Genomic DNA, 17745 nt, shown 5'->3' with positions numbered 1-17745 from the left:
TGTCTCCACGAGAGAGCGGCACAGCGGCCACCGGAATAAGGCGGCCCCGCGCACTGCGTCCTCGCTAGTGTTACTTCATAAAGGAATCTCCAACCCCGACGAACGTCGAGGCCGGGGATGTCAACATATCTGGCGTTGACTTTTGGCACGCTGTTGAGTTCTCAAGGAACGGACGCTTCCTTCGAGCCGCATTCCTGCGGACCCTCCGGGCGCTTCGTTCTTTCGTGTTCCCAGCTTATCAGACGTTTTCCGCTCCGTTTTCCGGAGTTTCATTCGATCCGATTCGCTTTCGCCTTTCGGCGCTCCCGAACTCTACCAGAGTTATTCGGCCCGCTTTTCCATCCGAAAATCCGAACGGACGCGCGACGATTCGCTCATCAGGGTTGGGGTGGGGTTCCGCCTCCCGGTCTGTCTCAGCCGGTTCAGGCGACTCGAACCACTCTAGGACGCTGCGGCGGGCGAGTCAAACACCGAGGGGCCGGATCTGGCTGGATCCGGCCCCTACTCGCTGTTGCCACAGGTCAACTGCGGTCTGTTTCAGGCCTGCTGGGCTGCGCGCAGAAGTCAGGCGCCGGCGAGTTCGACGGCGGCGAGGTTGCGCTTGCCGCGGCGGAGGAGCAGCCAACGGCCGTGCAGCAGGTCGGCGGTGGTGGCGACGGCCTCCTCATCGGTGACCTTCGCGTTGTTGAGGTAGGCGCCGCCCTCCTTGATGGTGCGGCGGGCGCCGGAGCGGCTGGGGGCCAGGCCGGTCTCGACCAACAGGTCGACGATCTGGCCGAGTTCGGCGACCGTGGCCTTCGGGACCTCGGCGAGGGCGGAGGCCAGGGTGGCGGGTTCGAGATCGGTGAGCTCGCCCTGGCCGAAGAGGGCCTTGGAGGCGGCGACGACGCGCTCGTACTGCTCGGCGCCGTGGACGAGGGTGGTGAGTTCCTCGGCGAGGGCGCGCTGGGCGAGGCGGGCGGCGGGGCGCTCGGCGGTGTCGCGTTCGAGCTGCTCGATCTCCTCGCGGCTGCGGAAGGAGAAGATCCGCAGGAACTTGGCGACGTCGCGGTCGTCGGCGTTCAGCCAGAACTGGTAGAAGGCGTAGGGGGTGGTGAGCTCGGCGTCGAGCCAGACGGTGCCGGACTCGGTCTTGCCGAACTTGGTGCCGTCGGCCTTGGTGATCAGCGGGGTGGCGAGGGCGTGCACGGAGCGGCTCTCGGCCTTGCGGATCAGGTCGGTGCCGGCGGTGAGGTTGCCCCACTGGTCGCTGCCGCCGGTCTGCAGGGTGCAGCCGTAGCGGCGGTTCAGCTCCAGGAAGTCCATGCCCTGGAGGATCTGGTAGCTGAACTCGGTGTAGCTGATACCCGCGTCGGAGTTGAGGCGGCGGGCGACCGCCTCCTTCGCGATCATGTTGTTGACCCGGAAGTACTTGCCGACGTCGCGGAGCAGCGAGATCGCCGACATGCCGGACGTCCAGTCCAGGTTGTTGACCATGCGGGCGGCGTACTCGCCCTCGAAGTCGAGGAAGCGGGAGACCTGGGCGCGCAGGCGCTCGACCCAGGCGGCCACCGTCTCGGGGTCGTTGAGGACGCGCTCGGCGGTGGGCTTGGGGTCGCCGATCAGGCCGGTCGCGCCGCCGACCAGGCCGAGCGGGAGGTTCCCGGCCTGCTGGATGCGGCGCATGGTGAGGAGCTGGACCAGGTTGCCGAGGTGCAGGCTGGGCGCGGTCGGGTCGAAGCCGCAATAGAACGTGACCGGGCCGTCCGCGAACGCCTTGCGCAGTGCGTCCTCGTCAGTGGACAGGGCGATCAGCCCGCGCCACTGCAGCTCGTCGACGATGTCGGTCACGGTCCCGCGTCTCCTTCGGTCGGTTGTTCCGGCGCGGGTGGTGCGCCGGGACGGTCACGCAGCGGGCTGGACGGTTCCAGCGGGGTAGAGCCTACGCGCTCGGGGTCGGGGGGTTCCGGCGCAGGTCGGTGGGCGGTGGCGGAAATTCCGTTGTTCGGCGGGGGGGCGGACGTTCACAGTGGTGCCACCGCCGTGCGGCGGGGCGAGCACTGGAGGTGGCCCGTTATGCGCAACACCCTTGTCCTGAACGCGAGCTACGAACCCCTGAGCACGGTGCCGCTGCGCCGTGCCGTGGTGCTGGTCCTGCAGGACAAGGCGGTGGTCGAGCAGGCGCACCCGCTGCGGGTGGTCCGCGGGTCGGGGGTGCAGCTCCCGGTGCCGCGGGTGATCAGGCTGACCAGGTACGTCCGGGTGCCGTTCCGACAACGGGCTCCGTGGTCGCGGCGGGGGGTGCTGGCGCGTGACCAGTTCCGGTGCGCGTACTGCGCGCGGCGGGGCACCACGGTGGACCACCTGGCGCCCAGGTCGCGCGGTGGGGCGGACAGCTGGTTGAACACGGTGGCGGCCTGCGCGGAGTGCAACCAGCGCAAGGCGGACCGGACGCCGGAGCAGGCGGGGATGCGGCTGCTGCGGCGGCCGTTCGAGCCGACGCCGGAGGCGACGTTGATGCTCGCGCTCGGGCTGCGGGCGGGCGAACTGGGGGAGCTGGCGGCCTGGCTGCCGGAGCCCGCGGACGCGGCCGCGAGCGCGTGAGGGGCCGACGGGCCCGACCTGATCAGGGGACAGGTCGGGCCCGTCGCCGTGCGTACGGGGCGCGGAGGACCGGGGCGGACCGGGACGGGGCGGACCGGGAGGGTCAGCCCTTGCTGCTGAAGGCGGTCGCGATGCCGTAGTTGCCGGCGTGCTCGGGGACGGCGACCAGGTGGCCGGCGGCGTTGTGCACCCGGCCGGCGGTGAGCAGCGAGCCGGTGCCCTGCGGGAAGGCGCCGCCCTGGGTCTCCTGGCCTCCGGCGAGGGCGAAGCGGCTGAGGTGGGCGGGCTGTCCGGTGCGTTCGTCGACGGCGACGACCAGGCCGCCGGCGTCCACTCCGACGGGCTGGGCCTTGCCCTTCTCGGCGATCGGGGTGCGCCACAGCGACTTGCCGGTGCCGAGGTCGTACGCGGCGATCGCGGTCGGGTTGCCGCCGGCCTCGGGGACGACCGGGGCGAACATGGTGCTGCCCTGGAAGTAGGTGCCGGGCACGGCGGCGAAGCTGCCGTGGTCGACGTCGAGCCGGCCCCCGCCCTCGACGGCGAGCGGGATCTCCGCCGCGGGGTCGCCCTCGGCGCCCCAGGCGAACACCCGCTCGTCCTCGGGCTTGGCGCCGGTGGTGAGGACGACGGCGGGTTCGGCGGAGAGCACGGTGACGGTGGTGGGCCGGTTGTTCAGGCCGCGCCAGTACTTGACCTTGCCGTCGGCGAGGTTGAGCGCGACGGCCTGGTCGTTCGGGGTGCTGTCGGCGCAGGCGCTGTGCAGCAGCACGACGGAGGCGCCGGCGCTGCCGGAGAGCGTGCAGAACTTGCCCTGGCCGGTGTACTGCCAGGCTTCGGCGCCGTCGGCGGCGGCCCAGGCGGAGGCCTTGTCCTCGCCGACCGCGATCACCTTGTCGTCGGTGACGGCGACGCGGGCGGTGTAGTTCTCCTTGGCGTCGGAGAGGGTCTTCGTCCAGACCGCCTGGCCGGACTTGGCGTCGACGGCGGCAACGGTGCTGCACGGGCTCTTCGGGTCGGCAGCGGGGCGGTAGACGACCGCGCCGAGGCCGGCCGCGTTGACGGCCGGGGAGAGGCCGCAGGGGACGGCGCCGTCGGCGGGGGCCTTGAGCGTCCAGGTGGGCTTGCCGTCGGCGAGGCCGTAGGCGTGCACGCCGGTGCCGTCGGCGCGGACCACGGTGTCGGCCAGCAGCCAGCTGCCGACCAGGGTGTCGTCGGTGCCCTGCGCGGCGGTGGCGGGGTCGGCGGCGACGGTCCAGGCCTTGGTGTGGGCGACGGAGATGTTCTGGCCGCCGGCCTGGGCGCCCTTGCCGGCGGGGGTGTCCTCGTCCTCGTCGGAGACCGCGAGCACACCGGCGGTGACCAGCACGGCGAGCGCGGCGACGCCCGCGCCGACCCGGATCGCCAGGCCCCGGCGGCTGGGCGCGCCCTCGCCGGAGAGCACCGCGGCGCGGGCCCTGGCGGCGAAGCCGCGCGGGGCGGGCCGCTCCCGGCCGGGGACGTCACCGGCGGCCGCGGCGGCGCTGATGGCGGCGGCCGACGCGCCGTCGGAGCCGGGGGCGAACGGGTCCTCGGCGCTGGTCCGCGGGTAGTCGGCGGCACCGGCGGGGCCGGGCTCGGCGGCCGGCGCCGGCGGCGCGTACGGGGCCTCGTACGCGCTCCCGTAGGACGCGGGGCCGGGCTCGGCGGGCTCGGCGGGGGCGTGCGGCTGCTGCTGGGCGGCGGCCTGCTCCGGGTAGCCGTAGACCTGCGGGTCGCCGTACGCCTGCTGCTCGGAGTACCCGTACGCCTGCTGCTGCGGGAAGGGCTGCCCGTACGCCTGCTGCTGGGCGGCCTGCTCGGGGTGGCCGTACGCCTGCTGCTGGTCGGGGTACCCGTACGCCTGCTGCTGGTGCGGGAACGGCTGGCCGTACGCCTGCTGCTGCTGGGCGACCTGCTCCGGGTGGCCGTAGTCCTGCGGCTGGGGGTACCAGGGCTGCTGCTGGTCGTACCCGGGTGTCGTGGGAGGTTCCTGAGCCATGCGTTCCGTCCGTCCCGACTGCGGTCTGGCAAGGGGCCAGCATCTCACGGCGCGGGGACGGGATTTGCGCGGGCTTCGCGGGCGGTGCGGCCCGGGCGGCGGGGCGGCGGGTCAGGCGGCGGCGTCGAGGGCGCGGTCGATCAGGTGGGCGAGGGTGATGTCGAGGCTGGTGAGGCCGCCCGCGCTGTGGGTGGTGAGGAGGAAGGTCAGGGTGCGCCAGCGGATGTCGATGTCGGGGTGGTGGTCGAGGGCTTCGGCCTGTTCGGCGACGGCGTCGACGACCTTGACGGCGGTGGGGAAGCTCGCGGTCTCGGCGGTGCGGGTGATCGCGTCGCCGGTGCGGGTCCACTGCGGGAGTTCGGCGAGGGCGTTGGCGAGCTGTTCCTCGTTGAGGCGGTCGCGGCTCATGGCGGTCTCCGTCCGGGGTCCGGGTGCTGCGCGGGCTGTCGGGGACGAGCCTACGTCGCGGTGGCGGCCGGGTTCAGGTGAGCAGCAGTTTGGTGACGGCGGCGAGGCCGACCAGCACGATCAGGGCGCGCAGCGCGACCGGCGGGAGGCGGCGGCCGATCCGGGCGCCGAGCACGCCGCCGAGGGTGGCGCCGGCGGCGATCAGCAGGGCGGCGGTCCAGTCGATGTGGGAGGTGAAGAGGAAGAAGACCGCGGCGACGCCGTTGACGATCAGGGCGAGGACGTTCTTGATGCCGTTGATCGTCTGCAGGTCGTCGGGGAGCAGCATGCCCATCAGGGCGAGCAGCAGGACGCCCTGGGCGGCGCCGAAGTAGCCGCCGTAGACGCCGGTGAGGCCGATGCAGGCGAGCAGCAGCGGGCCGCCGTCGGTGGCGGCGGGGGCGGTGCCGGCGGCGCGGCGGGCGGCCATCGCGCGGGCGACCCGGGGCTGGATGACGACCAGGACGAGGGCGGTGAGGATGAGGACGGGGACGACGGCCGCGAAGGCGCTGCCGGGGAGGGTGATCAGCAGCGCGGCGCCGACGAGTCCGCCGGTGAGCGAGGCGGTGCCGTAGCGGATCAGGCGGTGGCGCTGGCCGGCGAGTTCGGTGCGGTAGCCGATGGCTCCGGTGAGCGAGCCGGGGACGAGGCCGAGGGTGTTGGAGACGTTGGCGGTGACGGGGGGCAGGCCGACGGCGAGCAGCACGGGGAAGGTGATCAGGGTGCCGGAGCCGACGATGGTGTTGATGGTTCCGGCGGCGACGCCGGCCAGCAGGACGGCGGTCATCTCCCACAGCGTCATCGGCTTCCCCCTGGTCGGCTCCTGTCGGGCGCCGTCGATCATGCCGGAGCGGTGGGCGGCTTGGCGAGGGGTGGTCCGCCATCCGGACCGTCGTTTCCGGCATCCGGAACGGCGGGCGCGCCGGAACGCGCCGGAACGCGCCCGGGCCCCGGCCGACCGGAGGGGTCGGGCGGGGCCCGGGCGGGAGCGGCGGCGGGCTACTCGTCGATCTTGGGGTACTGCCGGGTGGGCTCGACCCGGGGGCGGGCGGCCTTGTTCTCGGTGTCCACCGGGCGGGGGCCGGCGGCCGGGTCGACCGGGACGCGGGCGGCGGGCGGCTGGACCGGGGCGGGGGCGGCCGGGGCGGCGCCGCCGCCGGTGACGCCCTGGAAGGCGCCGCCGAGGCCCTTGAGCGCGTCGCCGACCTCGCTGGGGATGATCCACAGCTTGTTGGCGTCGCCCTTGGCGAGTTCGGGCAGGGTCTGCAGGTACTGGTAGGCGAGCAGCTTCTGGTCGGCGTCGCCCTCGTGGATGGCCTCGAAGACGGTGCGGATCGCGGCGGCCTCGCCGTCGGCCTTGAGGACGGCGGCCTGCGCCTCGCCCTCGGCCTGCAGGACGGCGGCCTGCTTCTCGCCCTCGGCGCGCAGGATCTGGGCCTGCCGGGCGCCCTCGGCGGTGAGGATCGCGGCGCGCTTGTCGCGGTCGGCGCGCATCTGCTTCTCCATCGAGTCCTGGATGGAGGTCGGCGGCTCGATCGCCTTCAGCTCGACCCGGTTGACCCGGATGCCCCAGCGGCCGGTGGCCTCGTCCAGGACGCCGCGCAGACCGGCGTTGATGACCTCGCGGGAGGTCAGGGTGGACTCCAGGTCCATCGAGCCGATGATGTTGCGCAGGGTGGTGACGGTGAGCTGCTCGATGGCCTGGATGTAGCTGGCCACCTCGTAGGTCGCGGCCCGCGGGTCGGTCACCTGGTAGTAGATGACCGTGTCGATGTTGACGACCAGGTTGTCCGAGGTGATGACGGGCTGCGGCGGGAACGGGACGACCTGCTCGCGCAGGTCGATCCGGTTGCGGATGGTGTCGATGAACGGGACGACGATGTTCAGGCCGGCGCTGAGGGTGCGGGTGTAGCGGCCGAAGCGCTCCACGATCGCGGCGCTGGCCTGGGGGATCACCTGGATCGTCTTGATCAGGGCGATGAAGGCCACCACGACCAGGACGATCAAGACGATGAGGACGGGTTCCAACGCTTCTCCCCTAGACGACCAGGGCGGTCGCGCCCTGGATTTCGACGACGTCGACCTGCTGCCCCGGCTCGAAGACCGAACCCGGGTGGAGCGCGCGGGCCGACCAGATCTCGCCGTTCAGCTTGATCCGTCCGCCCTCTCCCCCGTCGACTGTTTCCTGTACCACCGCGGTGGCGCCGGTCAGCGCCTCCACGCCCGTGCGGTACCCCGGGCCCTTCTTCAGCTGGCGGTACGCGATCGGGCGCACGAAGACCAGCAGCGCCGCCGAGACGCCGACGAACACCAGGAACTGCGGGACCACCCCACCGCCCAGGCCCGCCGTCAGTGCGGCGGCGCCGGCGCCGACCGCGAACATGGCGAACTCGGGCATCGCGGTGACCACCAGCGGTATGCCCAGGGCGACGGCGAGCAGCAGCCACCAGATCCAGCTGTCCACGGGCTCCATCCTAGGGAAGTCGGTGCTCTCCCCGCGTAGCTTCCCGCAGGTGGGGCAACGGAAACCGGCCGCGTGTGCGACCGGCTCCCGCCGTCCGCCGCGGCGGCGCCGGTCAGCCGAGCGGGAGGCCCTGCGCGGTCCACCGGTCGCCGCGCCGCTCCAGGGTCAGCGGCAGGCCGAAGCAGTGCGACAGGTTGCGGGCGGTGAGGGTGGTCTCGATCGGACCGGCCGTCATGACCTTTCCCTGACGGATCATCAGCACGTGGGTCATCCCGGGGACGATCTCCTCCACGTGGTGGGTGACCATCACCATGGACGGCGCGTACTCGTCCCCGGCGAGCGCGGCGAGACGGCGGATCAGGTCCTCGCGGCCGCCGAGGTCGAGGCCGGCGGCGGGCTCGTCGAGCAGCAGCAGCTCGGGGTCGGTCATCAGGGCGCGGGCGATCAGGGTGCGCTTGCGCTCGCCCTCGGAGAGGCTGCCGAACTTGCGGCCGGTGAAGCCGGCCATGCCGAGGCGGTCGAGCAGCACCAGGGCGCGGGCCTCGTCGGGCGCCTCGTAGGTCTCCTTGCCGTGCACGGTCTGGCCGTACGCGGCGGTCAGGACGGTCTCCAGCACGGTCTGGCCGGTCGGCAGCTTGTCGTACATCGCGGCGCTGGCCAGGCCGATCCGGGCGCGCTGCTCGAAGACGTCGACCTGGTCGAGCTTCTCGCCGAGCACCACCGCGTCGCCGGAGCTCGGGAACAGGTAGGCGCCCGCGATCTGGAGCAGCGTGGTCTTGCCCGCGCCGTTCGGCCCGAGCACCACCCAGCGCTCGCCCTCCTTGACCGTCCAGGACACGTGATCGACGAGTGCGCGTCCCTCCCGGACCACGGAAACGTCCACCAGCTCCAGAACGTCGCTCATGCCTACGCCTTCCCCAAATGCAAGATTCCGGCCGTCCGTGGACCTGGGCGTGCGGTCCTCGGGGTGCGGTCCACCATGTGTCAGGGCAAACCTACGCCACCCGCCCGGCGCAGTTGTCCGTAGGCTGGTCCGATGCTCGCCACTCCTGCCGACAATCCGTACCAAGAACCCCGTTCGGGGCGGCTCGCCGCCTGGGGGAACGCCCTGCTGGCCGGTGCCGCCTCGCCCGACGACGCGGCCGAGGCCGTCCAGGGCACGGACGACGCCCACCGGGTGACCGGCCTGCCCGGCGAGGCGCCGGACTCGCTGCACGGGCTGACCTGGGCGCTGGGACGGCTGCGCGCGCTGGGCGCGCGGGGGCTGCGCCTGGCCCTCCCGGTGGCCGGCCACCCGCTGGGGCTGACCGGGCCGCCCGCGTTCAACGCGCTGGCGCTGGGCGCGGGCGAGGCGGTCCTGGCGGTCGGCCTCCCGTACGGGCTGGTGCCGGAGGTCGAGGTGTACGGGCCGCAGGGCGACCAGGGCGTCCGGGTGCTGTGGCAGTGCCTGCCGGTGAACGACGCGCCGCCGGCCGACGTGCCCTCGCTGGACGAGGCCGAGCGGGAGCTCGCCGACGGGCTCCGGCAGGCCACCGCCGCGCTGGTCCGCCTGGACGTGGCGGGCGCCGGGCCGGAGACCCTGCGCGCCCTGGAGTCCTACCGCAAGCAGGGCCACCGCGAGCTGCTGGCGCCCGGCTACCCGCAGCGCGCGGTGCGGGTGCTGGAGTCCGCCCGGCAGGTGTCGGCGCTGCTGCAGATCGCCTCCGGCGGGCACGGCGCGGCCGTCTCGGCCGGCGAGATGGCCGCCCGCCGGGAGACCCTGGCCCCGCTCGACCGCACCGCCCGCCGGGCCCAGGTCGCGGCGTACAACGCGGCGGTGGACGAGCGGGGGCGGGGCTAGGGCCGCTCCTCCGGTCGGGCCTGGTGGCGGACGGCCCAGAGGGCGGCCTGGGTGCGGTCGGCGACGTCCAGCTTCATCAGGATGTTCGACACGTGCGTCTTGACCGTCTTCTCCGACAGGTGCAGCGTGCGGGCGATCTCCCGGTTGGAGCGGCCGTCGGCGATGTGCGAGAGCACCTCGCGCTCGCGGTCGGTGAGGCTGCCGCCGCGGCCCTGCGGCGGGGCCGGGACGTCCTCGGCGAGCAGGGCGGCGGCCAGTTCGGGCTGGAGCAGGACGTGGCCGGCGTGCACCGAGCGGATCGCGCCGGCCAGCGCCTCCGGGTCGACGTCCTTGTACACGTAGCCCGCGGCGCCGGCCCGCAGCGCCGGGACCACCGTGCGGTGCTCGGTGAAGCTGGTGACGATCAGCACCTTGGCGGCGCTGCCGCGCTCGCGCAGCAGGCGCAGCGCCTCGATGCCGTCCACCCGGGGCATCTTGAGGTCCATCAGGACGACGTCGGGGGCGAGTTCGGCGGTCCGCTCGACGGCCTCCGCGCCGTCCGCGGCCTCGCCGACCACCTCGATGTCGTCCTGCACCTCCAGGAAGGTGCGCAGGCCGCGGCGGACCACCTGGTGGTCGTCCACCAGCAGCACGCGGATCGGGGGCGGGGTGTCAGGCACCGGGGACCTCCAGTTCGACCAGGGTGCCCCGGCCCGGGGCGGACTCCAGGGACAGCCGGCCGCCGACCGCGGCGGCCCGGTCGCGCATCGACACCAGCCCGAGGTGCCGGCCCGCGCGGCGCACCGACTCCGGGTCGAAGCCCCGGCCGTCGTCGCGGACGGTCAGCCGGGCGCCGCGCGGCGCGGTGCCGGTCAGGGTGACCGTGACGGTCTCGGCGCCGGCGTGCCGCAGCGCGTTGTGCAGCGCCTCCTGGGCGACCCGCAGGACGGCCGCCTCCTGGGCGGCGGGCAGCGCGCGGACGCCGGTGGCGGTGAAGGCGACCCGGGCGCTGTGCGCCCGGTCCAGCACCTGGGCCTGCGAGGCGAGGGTGGCGACCAGGCCGTCCTCCTCCAGCGCGGCGGGGCGCAGTTCGACCACCACGGCGCGCAGCTCGTCCGCGGCCTCGGCGGCGAGCCGGGCCACCTCGGCCAGGTTCTCGCGGGCCCGGGCCGGGTCGCGGTCGACCTGCCGGGCGGCGGCGCGGGCGGTCAGCCGCAGCGAGAACAGCTTCTGCGAGACGGCGTCGTGCAGGTCGTGCGCGATCCGGGCGCGCTCGCCGGACAGGGTCAGTTCGCGGCTGCGCTCGTACAGCCGGGCGTTGCCGAGGGCGAGCGCGGCGTGCGCGACCAGGATCCGCAGCAGCTCCTCGTCCTGGTCGGTGAAGCCGCCGGGCTTGTTGGCCAGGAACAGCGCGCCGGCGATCTCGTCCTCGTCCGTGATCGGCATGCCGAGGAAGTCGGTCATGTCGGGGTGGGCGTCCGGCCAGCCGCCGAACGCGGGCGCGGTGCGGACGTCGGTGAGCCGGGTCGGTTCGCGGTCGTGCAGCATCGACGCCAGGACGCCGTGCTGGCGCGGCAGCGGGCCGATCGCCCGCCACTGCTCGTCGCTCACGCCGTCCACCACGAACTGCGCGAACCCGCCGTGGTCGTCCGGCAGCCCCAGCGCGGCGTACTCGGCGCCCAGCAGCGTCCGGGCGGACGCGGTGATCCGCCGCAGCACCTCCCGCACCTCCAACGGACGGGACATCGCCAGCACCGCGGCGCTGACCGCCTCGATCGCCTGCAGCGACGGATCGCACCGGGGACTCTCCATGCCGCCCACGCTACCGCCGCGATCACACCCGCCACCTCGGGCCCGGGGCCTAGGCCGGAGGACCCGGGTGCCGGGGCCCGTCGGGCGGTCCGTGCCGCTGCGGGGGAGGAAGGAAACAGGGGCCGGGGACGACGGGTGTCGTCCCCGGCCCCTGCGGGGGCGTTCTCAGCCGTTCTGCATGACCTCGGGCTCGTGCCGCTTCTGGAACCGCTGGATCGCCAGCGCCAGGCCGACCGAGATGAGGACCAGCACCGTCCAGTTGAGGAACATGATCCCCGCCGAGTGGTCCCACAGCGAGTCGATCGGCGCGGTCTCCGGCGGCTTGGCGATCACCACCGGGGAGATGTGCGCCAGGTCGAGGGTGTTGCCGCTGGCGGCGACGCCCCAGCGGGCGGGCATCAGCCAGCCGAGCTGCTCCAGGCCGGGCTTGTCGAAGAGCTGGAAGATCGCGCCGGTGAAGACCATCTGGACGATGGCGAACATGACCAGCAGCGGCATGGTCTTCTCGGCGGTCTTGACCAGCGAGGAGATCGCCAGGCCGACCATCATCGAGGTGAAGCTGAGCAGGATCACGCCGATGGACATCTCGACCGCGGGCAGGTGCTTGAGGATCAGGCCCTCGGCGGGCAGCTCGCGCACCTTGAAGGCGATCGCCGAGATGATCCCGCCCTGCAGGAAGCTGATCGCGCCGAGCACGATGAACTTCGACATCAGGTACGCCGACCGGGACAGGCCGGTGGCCCGTTCGCGTTCGTAGATCGCGCGTTCCTTGATGAGTTCGCGGACCGAGTTCGCCGAGCCGGAGAGGCAGGCGGAGAACGCGACGACCATCAGGATCAGCCGGGCGACGTCGTTGCGGCCGGAGGTGGTGCCGCAGGCGGCCAGGCCGCACTTGTCGGGGATGACCGCGGAGACCGCGCCGAGCACCAGCGGCAGCAGCAGGGACAGTGCGATGAAGCCCTTGTCGGAGGCGATCACCGACAGGTAGCGGCGGATCAGCGTCCACAGCTGGGAGCCCCAGCTCTGCGGCTTGGGCGGGCGCAGCTGGGTGAGCGCGTTGGGCTGGTGCGCCTGGGAGACCGCGGCGTCCACGTTGGCCGAGTACTGCTGGTAGTGGACGGAGTTGCGGTAGCGGCCGGCCCAGTCGTGGTCGGGGTAGTTCTCGAAGGCCTGGAAGACGTCGGCCCAGGTCTCGTAGCCGAAGAAGTGCAGGGCTTCGCCGGGCGGGCCGAAGTAGGCCACCGAGCCGCCGGGGGCCATCACCAGCAGGCGGTCGCAGAGCGCGAGTTCGGCGACCGAGTGGGTGACCACCAGGACGGTGCGGCCGTCGTCGGCGAGGCCGCGCAGGGTCTGCATGACCTCGCGGTCCATGCCCGGGTCGAGGCCGGAGGTGGGCTCGTCCAGGAAGATCAGCGAGGGCTTGGTGAGCAGCTCCAGGGCGACCGAGACGCGCTTCTGCTGGCCGCCGGAGAGCGCGGTGATGCGGTTGTCGGCGCGCTTGTCCAGGCGCAGCTCGTACAGCACCTCGTCGATCCGGCGGTCGCGCTCGGCGGCCTCGGTGTCGCCGGGGAAGCGCAGCCGGGCCGCGTACTTGAGGCCGGTGCGGACGGTGAGTTCCTTGTGCAGGATCTCGGACTGCGGGACGAGGCCGATCCGGGAGCGCAGTTCGGCGAACTGGCGGTACAGGTTGCGGCCGTCGTACAGCACGTCGCCCCGGTCGGCGGGGCGGTAGCCGGTGAGGGCGCGCAGCAGGGTGGACTTGCCGGAGCCGGACGGGCCGATCACCGCGACCAGGGACTTCTCCGGGACGGAGAAGCTGACGTCGTTGAGCAGGACCTTCTTGCCGCCCTTGAAGTCGACCTCGACGGTCAGGTGGTGGGCGGAGAAGGAGACGGCGCCGTTGTCGACGAACTCCTGGAGCTGGTCGCCGACCAGCACGAAGGAGGAGTGGCCGACGGTGAGCCGGTCCTGCGGGCCCATCAGCTGGCGGCGGGTGGGCTGGCCGTTGAGGAAGATCCCGTTGTGGCTGCCGAGGTCGACGATCTCCCAGCGGCCGTCCGGGAGTTGGCGCAGCTCGGCGTGGTGGCGGGAGACCTGGAGGTCGGAGACCACGATGTCGTTGTCGAGCGCGCGGCCGATCCGGATGGTGCGGCCGCCGGCCAGGCTGCGGATCATCGTCGGGTTGCCGAGCCCGCCGACCGGGGCACCGGCCGGGGCGGCCTGCTGCGGCACCGGCGGCTGCTGGAACGGCTGCTGCGCCGGGGGGTGCTGCTGGAACTGCGGCGGCACGGGCTGCTGCTGGTACGGCTGCTGCACCGGGGGCTGGACCGGGGGCTGCTGGACCGGGGGCTGCTGGACCGGCGTGGCGCCGGACTGCTGCTGCGGGAAGCCGGGGCGCGGGGTGGGGGCGTCCCAGCCCTGCGGGATCGGCTGGTCGACCGGCGGCGGGCGGTGGCCCTGCGGCGCGGCGGCCGGGCCGGGGCCGAACGGCGGCGGCTGGAACGGGGCCTGGCCCGGCTGCGGGCCGGGGGCCCGGCTGGTGGCGGCCTCGTGGATGCCGCCCTGCGGGACGGGGGCCGCGGCGAGCGCGGTGAAGGCGAGCCGGGGGCCGTTCTGGCCGTTGCCGAGGTGGACGACGGTGCCGGGGTGGACCGCGGCCTGGCCGACCCGGGCCCCGGCGACGAAGGTGCCGTTGGTGGAGCCGTGGTCGACGAGCTGCCAGGTGGCGCCGTCGAAGCTCAGCCCGGCGTGCCGCCAGGAGACCCTGGCGTCGTCGAACGGGAAGTCCGACGCCGGATCACGGCCGATGGTGTAGGCGCGGCCGGGTTCGAGTACCCGCTGCCGGCCGTCGATTTCAAGTACGAGTTGCGGCAACTCTCCGCCCGCCCCGCTCTCCGGTTCCCCCAGGATGTTGCATCTGACAGGGGGATCATTCCAGCCCGGCCGGGGTACTCGGAAGTCGGGCCGGGCATCTGTGACCGCCCGGCAACCGGCCCGGTGCCTCGGCAGGACCACGTCACGACCTCGGCCGATCCCCCGGCGGGCCCCTGCGAGGGGATCGCGGGGGCCGCGCGGAGCCCCCGCCGGGCACCGGTGGGACGCCCCGCGGGGCGTCCGCGGGGCGTCCCAGCTCTCGGACGCCTGCGGTGGCGGCCGGGTCGGGCCGGGTAGCGTGGGGGGCACCATGAACGCAACCGCCCAGGCCGCCCAGGCCCTCTCCGCCGCGCCGCCCGCGCGCACCGACGCCGAGCGCACGCTGCTGGTCAAGGTGTTCGGCAAGGACCGCCCCGGGATCACCGCGGGCCTGTTCGACCGGCTCGCCGGCTTCGACGTCGAGGTGATCGACATCGAGCAGGTGGTGACCCGTGGCCGGATAACGCTGTGCGCGCTGGTCACCCCGCCGGCCGCGCCGGGCGCCGAGGGCGCGCTGCGGGTGACGGTGCACCGCTGGGCGGAGGAGCTGAAGCTCCAGGCCGAGATCATCTCCGGCACCGGCGACAACCGGGCGCGCGGGGAGGGCCGTTCGCACGTGACGGTGCTCGGCAGCCCGCTGACGGCGGCCGCGGTGGCGGCGCTGACCTCCCGGGTCTCGGCGGCCGGCGGCAACATCGACCGGGTCTTCCGCCTGGCCAAGTACCCGGTGACGGCGGTGGAGTTGACCATCTCCGGGGTGCCCACCGAGGAGCTGCGCACGGTGCTGGCGGCGGAGGCCGCGGTCCAGCGGGTGGACGTCGCGGTGGTCCGCTCGGGCCTGCACCGGCGGGCCAAGCGCCTGATCGTGATGGACGTCGACTCCACGCTGATCCAGGACGAGGTGATCGAGCTGTTCGCGGCCCACGCGGGCTGCGAGGAGCAGGTCGCCGCGGTGACCGAGCAGGCGATGCGCGGCGAGCTGGACTTCGCCGAGTCGCTGCGGGCCCGGGTCGCGCTGCTGGCGGGGCTGGACGCCGCGGTGACCGAGAAGGTCCGCGCCGAGGTCCGGCTGACCCCGGGCGCCCGGACGCTGATCCGCACCCTGAAGCGGCTCGGCTACCAGGTGGCGATCGTCTCCGGCGGGTTCACCCAGGTCACCGACCACCTGGTGGAGCGCCTGGGTCTGGACTTCGCGGCCGCCAACACGCTGGAGGTCGAGGACGGCAGGTTCACCGGCCGGGTCACCGGCGAGATCGTCGACCGGGCGGGCAAGGCCCGCTGGCTGGCCCGGTTCGCCGAGCGGGCCGGGGTGCCGCTGGAGCAGACGGTGGCGATCGGCGACGGGGCCAACGACCTCGACATGTTGAACGCGGCCGGTCTGGGCGTCGCCTTCAACGCGAAGCCGGTGGTCCGCGAGCAGGCCGACACCGCCGTGAACGTGCCGTTCCTGGACACCGTGCTGTACCTGCTCGGGGTGACCCGCGAGGAGGTCGAGGCGGCCGACGAGCTGGACGGCACGCCCACCGGGGACTGAGGGAACGACGGGAGGGGCGGCACCCGGACTCCGGGTGCCGCCCCTCCCGCGTGCTCAGTCCTGCGGCATGAAGTACGAGTCGAGCCGGGCGACGCCGGGCTCGACCAGCTTCCACGGGCCGTCGAAGCTGAGCACGGCCACCGCGGCGGGCGGGAAGCCGTTCAGCCGCAGCCGGTTCAGCGCCTCGGCGTCGCCCTCGTCGCCGGCCAGCACCTGGGTCAGGCCGAGCACGCCGGGGTTGTGGCCGACCAGCAGCAGGTCGGCGTGCTCGTCGGGGGTCTCCTGGATGACCTCGATCAGCCGGCCCGGCTGGGCCTCGTACACCCGGTCCTCGTAGACCGTCCGGCGGGCCCGCTTGGGGAGCTCGTGGGCGACCAGCTTCCAGGTCTCCCTGGTCCGCAGCGCGGTGGAGCACAGCACGTGGTCCGGGTTGACCCCGGAGTCCGCCAGCCAGCGGCCCGCGTCGACGGCCTGGCCGCGGCCCCGGTCGGCGAGCGGGCGGTCGTGGTCGCTGACCTGGTTGGGCCAGTCCGCCCGGGCGTGGCGGAGGACGATGATCCTACGGGGGTTGTCGGCGCTCATACCCCTAGAGCTTCGCAGAAAACCGCCGCCCGGTCGCGTGGCCCGGGAAGCTGCCACCCGCAGGGGTGGCGGCCGCCCGGCACCCGCGCGGACGGACGGGGAGCGGCGGACGGGAAGCGGCGACCGGGAGCGGCGGCCGGTTCAGCCCATCGCGTTCGCGAAGCTGGCGACGATCGCGATCACCACCACGATGCCGGCGATCAGGCCGAGCATCTGCAGCAGCTTCTTCTGCCCGCCCTGCGGGTTCGGGTCGAGTACCGGCATGTCGCGAGCCTAACCGACGGCCTCGTCCTCGATGTGCCGGGCCCGGGCCGCCCGCAGTCCGACCAGCATCTGCGGCACCAGCAGCAGCGCGAGCAGGCCCAGCGGCAGGTACCAGCGGCCGGTGCCCTGGTAGAGCGCGCCCATCAGGATCGGGCCCGGGATCGAGATCAGGTAGCCCAGGCTCTGCGCGAACGCCGACAGCTGGGTCACCCCGCCCGGGGTGCGGGCGCGCAGGCCGAGCATGGTCAGCGCCAGCGGGAACGCGCACATCGACAGGCCCACCAGGACCGCCCACAGCCACGGCACCGTGCCGGCGGCGAGCATCAGCCCGAGGAAGCCGGCGATCCCGGCCAGGCCGAGCACCACCACGTACAGCCGCTGGTCGCCGCGGCGGGCCGCCAGGTTCGGCAGCAGGAAGGAGACCGGGACGCTGACCACCATCACCAGGGCCAGCAGCACGCCGGACGCGGACTCCGAGACCCCGGCGTCGTGGTAGATCTTCGGCAGCCAGCCCATCGCGCTGTAGGCGCTGGTCGACTGCAGGCCGAAGAAGAAGGCCAGCGCCCACGCGGTGCGGCTGCGCAGGATCGGCAGCTTCGCCTGCGCGGCGGGGGCCGCGGCCCGTTGGCCGCCCCGCTCCCGGCGGACGAACAGCACCACCAGCCAGAGCACCAGCGCGGCCAGCGCGAGCAGGCCCCAGACGCACAGGCCGAGCCGCCAGCTGCCGCCCATCGCGTCCGTCAGCGGGACGGTGGTGGCGGCGGCCAGCGAGGTGCCCACCGAGAGCGCCATCGAGTACAGGCCGATCATCGGCGCCACCCGGTCCGGGAAGTACCGCTTGATCACCACCGGGATCAGCACGTTCGCCAGCGCCACGCCCGCCAGCGCCAGCGCCGTCAGCAGCAGGAACACCACGGCCGAGCCGGTGAACGAGCGGGCCAGCACGCCCGCCGTGATCGCCGCCAGCGCGGCCGTCACCACCGCGATCGGCCCCGTCCGGCGGGCCAGCGCCGGGGCGCAGATCCCCAGCACCGCGAAGCACAGCGGCGGCACGGCGGCCAGCAGGCCGGCCGTCGTGGCGCTCATCCCCAGCCCGTCCCGGACCGGGTCGAGCAGCGCGCCCAGGCTGGTGACCACCGGACGCAGGTTGACCGCGGCGGCGGCCACGGCGACGGCGAGCAGGACGGCGGCGGCGTCGCGGACGGGCGTCTTCGCCCGGGCCCCGGCGGGGGTTCCGGTGGGAGGCGCGGGGACGGGTGGGCGGCTCTCGGTTCCGGTCGCGGAGGGGTCTGCTGCGGTAGGCATGGCGT

At 73.7% G+C, this 17745-nt stretch carries 16 protein-coding genes; 3 read left to right on the top strand and 13 right to left on the bottom strand.

Annotated features, from left to right (window positions below; translation table 11 throughout):
• Window positions 1-564: 564 nt before the first annotated feature.
• A complete protein-coding gene (gene tyrS, locus ACZ3J7_RS18765; RefSeq protein ID WP_465622121.1) occupies window positions 565-1830 on the bottom strand; it encodes a tyrosine--tRNA ligase in 1266 nt (421 codons plus the stop codon).
• 225 nt (window positions 1831-2055) lie between these two features.
• On the opposite strand from tyrS, the gene ACZ3J7_RS18760 reads away from it, so the two are divergent.
• On the top strand, window positions 2056-2583 hold the full coding sequence (locus ACZ3J7_RS18760; RefSeq protein ID WP_465622119.1) for an HNH endonuclease: 528 nt from the start codon (window positions 2056-2058) through the stop codon (window positions 2581-2583).
• A gap of 103 nt (window positions 2584-2686) precedes the next feature.
• On the opposite strand, the gene ACZ3J7_RS18755 is transcribed toward ACZ3J7_RS18760, so the two are convergent.
• From ACZ3J7_RS18755 to ACZ3J7_RS18730, 6 genes are all read right to left on the bottom strand, one after another.
• Window positions 2687-4600: an outer membrane protein assembly factor BamB family protein gene (locus ACZ3J7_RS18755; protein WP_465622117.1), complete on the bottom strand. Its 1914-nt coding sequence runs from the start codon at window positions 4598-4600 to the stop codon at window positions 2687-2689.
• A 111-nt stretch (window positions 4601-4711) separates the two neighbouring features.
• Window positions 4712-5008, bottom strand: coding sequence for a 4a-hydroxytetrahydrobiopterin dehydratase (locus ACZ3J7_RS18750; RefSeq protein WP_465622115.1), 297 nt, complete (start codon window positions 5006-5008; stop codon window positions 4712-4714).
• 73 nt (window positions 5009-5081) lie between these two features.
• A complete protein-coding gene (locus ACZ3J7_RS18745; RefSeq protein ID WP_465622113.1) occupies window positions 5082-5849 on the bottom strand; it encodes a sulfite exporter TauE/SafE family protein in 768 nt (255 codons plus the stop codon).
• Between the two features lie 197 nt (window positions 5850-6046).
• A complete protein-coding gene (locus ACZ3J7_RS18740) occupies window positions 6047-7075 on the bottom strand; it encodes an SPFH domain-containing protein (protein ID WP_465622111.1) in 1029 nt (342 codons plus the stop codon).
• A 10-nt stretch (window positions 7076-7085) separates the two neighbouring features.
• On the bottom strand, window positions 7086-7520 hold the full coding sequence (locus ACZ3J7_RS18735) for an NfeD family protein (RefSeq protein ID WP_123562730.1): 435 nt from the start codon (window positions 7518-7520) through the stop codon (window positions 7086-7088).
• A 103-nt stretch (window positions 7521-7623) separates the two neighbouring features.
• Window positions 7624-8415, bottom strand: a complete 792-nt coding sequence (locus ACZ3J7_RS18730) for an ABC transporter ATP-binding protein (RefSeq protein ID WP_465622109.1) — start codon at window positions 8413-8415, stop codon at window positions 7624-7626.
• 132 nt (window positions 8416-8547) lie between these two features.
• Between ACZ3J7_RS18730 and ACZ3J7_RS18725 the strand changes: the two genes are divergently transcribed.
• The gene (locus ACZ3J7_RS18725; protein ID WP_465622107.1) at window positions 8548-9351 is read left to right on the top strand and encodes a hypothetical protein; all 804 of its coding nucleotides are present in this window, start codon (window positions 8548-8550) and stop codon (window positions 9349-9351) included.
• Here ACZ3J7_RS18725 and ACZ3J7_RS18720 read toward each other — a convergent pair.
• From ACZ3J7_RS18720 to ACZ3J7_RS18710, 3 genes are all read right to left on the bottom strand, one after another.
• Window positions 9348-10010 (bottom strand): response regulator, encoded by a 663-nt coding sequence (locus ACZ3J7_RS18720; RefSeq protein WP_465622105.1) that lies wholly within the window; start codon window positions 10008-10010, stop codon window positions 9348-9350. The genes ACZ3J7_RS18725 and ACZ3J7_RS18720 overlap by 4 nt on opposite strands.
• Window positions 10003-11142, bottom strand: a complete 1140-nt coding sequence (locus tag ACZ3J7_RS18715) for a GAF domain-containing sensor histidine kinase (protein WP_465622103.1) — start codon at window positions 11140-11142, stop codon at window positions 10003-10005. Before ACZ3J7_RS18715 ends, ACZ3J7_RS18720 begins: the two co-directional genes overlap by 8 nt.
• A 165-nt stretch (window positions 11143-11307) precedes the next feature.
• On the bottom strand, window positions 11308-14016 hold the full coding sequence (locus tag ACZ3J7_RS18710; RefSeq protein ID WP_465622100.1) for an FHA domain-containing protein: 2709 nt from the start codon (window positions 14014-14016) through the stop codon (window positions 11308-11310).
• A 310-nt stretch (window positions 14017-14326) separates the two neighbouring features.
• On the opposite strand from ACZ3J7_RS18710, the gene serB reads away from it, so the two are divergent.
• Complete coding sequence (gene serB, locus ACZ3J7_RS18705) at window positions 14327-15589, top strand: phosphoserine phosphatase SerB (RefSeq protein WP_465622098.1); 1263 nt, start codon at window positions 14327-14329, stop codon at window positions 15587-15589.
• Window positions 15590-15643: 54 nt separating this feature from the next.
• Here the strand turns inward: serB and ACZ3J7_RS18700 are convergent, their stop codons facing one another.
• The 3 genes from ACZ3J7_RS18700 to ACZ3J7_RS18690 all read right to left on the bottom strand — a co-directional run bounded on the left by ACZ3J7_RS18700 (window position 15644) and on the right by ACZ3J7_RS18690 (window position 17740).
• A complete protein-coding gene (locus ACZ3J7_RS18700) occupies window positions 15644-16171 on the bottom strand; it encodes a SixA phosphatase family protein (RefSeq protein ID WP_465622095.1) in 528 nt (175 codons plus the stop codon).
• Window positions 16172-16312: 141 nt separating this feature from the next.
• Entirely contained in the window at window positions 16313-16435 is a 123-nt protein-coding gene (locus ACZ3J7_RS18695; RefSeq protein ID WP_465622093.1) for an SGM_5486 family transporter-associated protein, read from the bottom strand.
• 9 nt (window positions 16436-16444) lie between these two features.
• Window positions 16445-17740: a CynX/NimT family MFS transporter gene (locus tag ACZ3J7_RS18690; protein ID WP_465622091.1), complete on the bottom strand. Its 1296-nt coding sequence runs from the start codon at window positions 17738-17740 to the stop codon at window positions 16445-16447.
• Window positions 17741-17745 lie beyond the last annotated feature (5 nt).

It is taken from the genome of Kitasatospora sp. NPDC015121 (assembly GCF_055562955.1).
The sequence above is the reverse complement of the archived record's forward strand: the minus strand, read 5'-3'. Positions and strand labels throughout refer to the sequence as shown.

Bases quoted from the DNA above. Each gene is read 5' to 3' on its own strand.
- ACZ3J7_RS18760 (WP_465622119.1), top strand. From the start codon at position 2,056: ATGCGCAACACCCTTGTCCTGAACGCGAGCTACGAACCCCTGAGCACG.
- ACZ3J7_RS18755 (WP_465622117.1), bottom strand. From the start codon at position 4,600: ATGGCTCAGGAACCTCCCACGACACCCGGGTACGACCAGCAGCAGCCC.
- ACZ3J7_RS18750 (WP_465622115.1), bottom strand. From the start codon at position 5,008: ATGAGCCGCGACCGCCTCAACGAGGAACAGCTCGCCAACGCCCTCGCC.
- ACZ3J7_RS18745 (WP_465622113.1), bottom strand. From the start codon at position 5,849: ATGACGCTGTGGGAGATGACCGCCGTCCTGCTGGCCGGCGTCGCCGCC.
- ACZ3J7_RS18735 (WP_123562730.1), bottom strand. From the start codon at position 7,520: ATGGAGCCCGTGGACAGCTGGATCTGGTGGCTGCTGCTCGCCGTCGCC.
- ACZ3J7_RS18730 (WP_465622109.1), bottom strand. From the start codon at position 8,415: ATGAGCGACGTTCTGGAGCTGGTGGACGTTTCCGTGGTCCGGGAGGGA.
- ACZ3J7_RS18725 (WP_465622107.1), top strand. From the start codon at position 8,548: ATGCTCGCCACTCCTGCCGACAATCCGTACCAAGAACCCCGTTCGGGG.
- ACZ3J7_RS18715 (WP_465622103.1), bottom strand. From the start codon at position 11,142: ATGGAGAGTCCCCGGTGCGATCCGTCGCTGCAGGCGATCGAGGCGGTC.
- serB (WP_465622098.1), top strand. From the start codon at position 14,327: ATGAACGCAACCGCCCAGGCCGCCCAGGCCCTCTCCGCCGCGCCGCCC.
- ACZ3J7_RS18700 (WP_465622095.1), bottom strand. From the start codon at position 16,171: ATGAGCGCCGACAACCCCCGTAGGATCATCGTCCTCCGCCACGCCCGG.
- ACZ3J7_RS18695 (WP_465622093.1), bottom strand. From the start codon at position 16,435: ATGCCGGTACTCGACCCGAACCCGCAGGGCGGGCAGAAGAAGCTGCTG.
- ACZ3J7_RS18690 (WP_465622091.1), bottom strand. From the start codon at position 17,740: ATGCCTACCGCAGCAGACCCCTCCGCGACCGGAACCGAGAGCCGCCCA.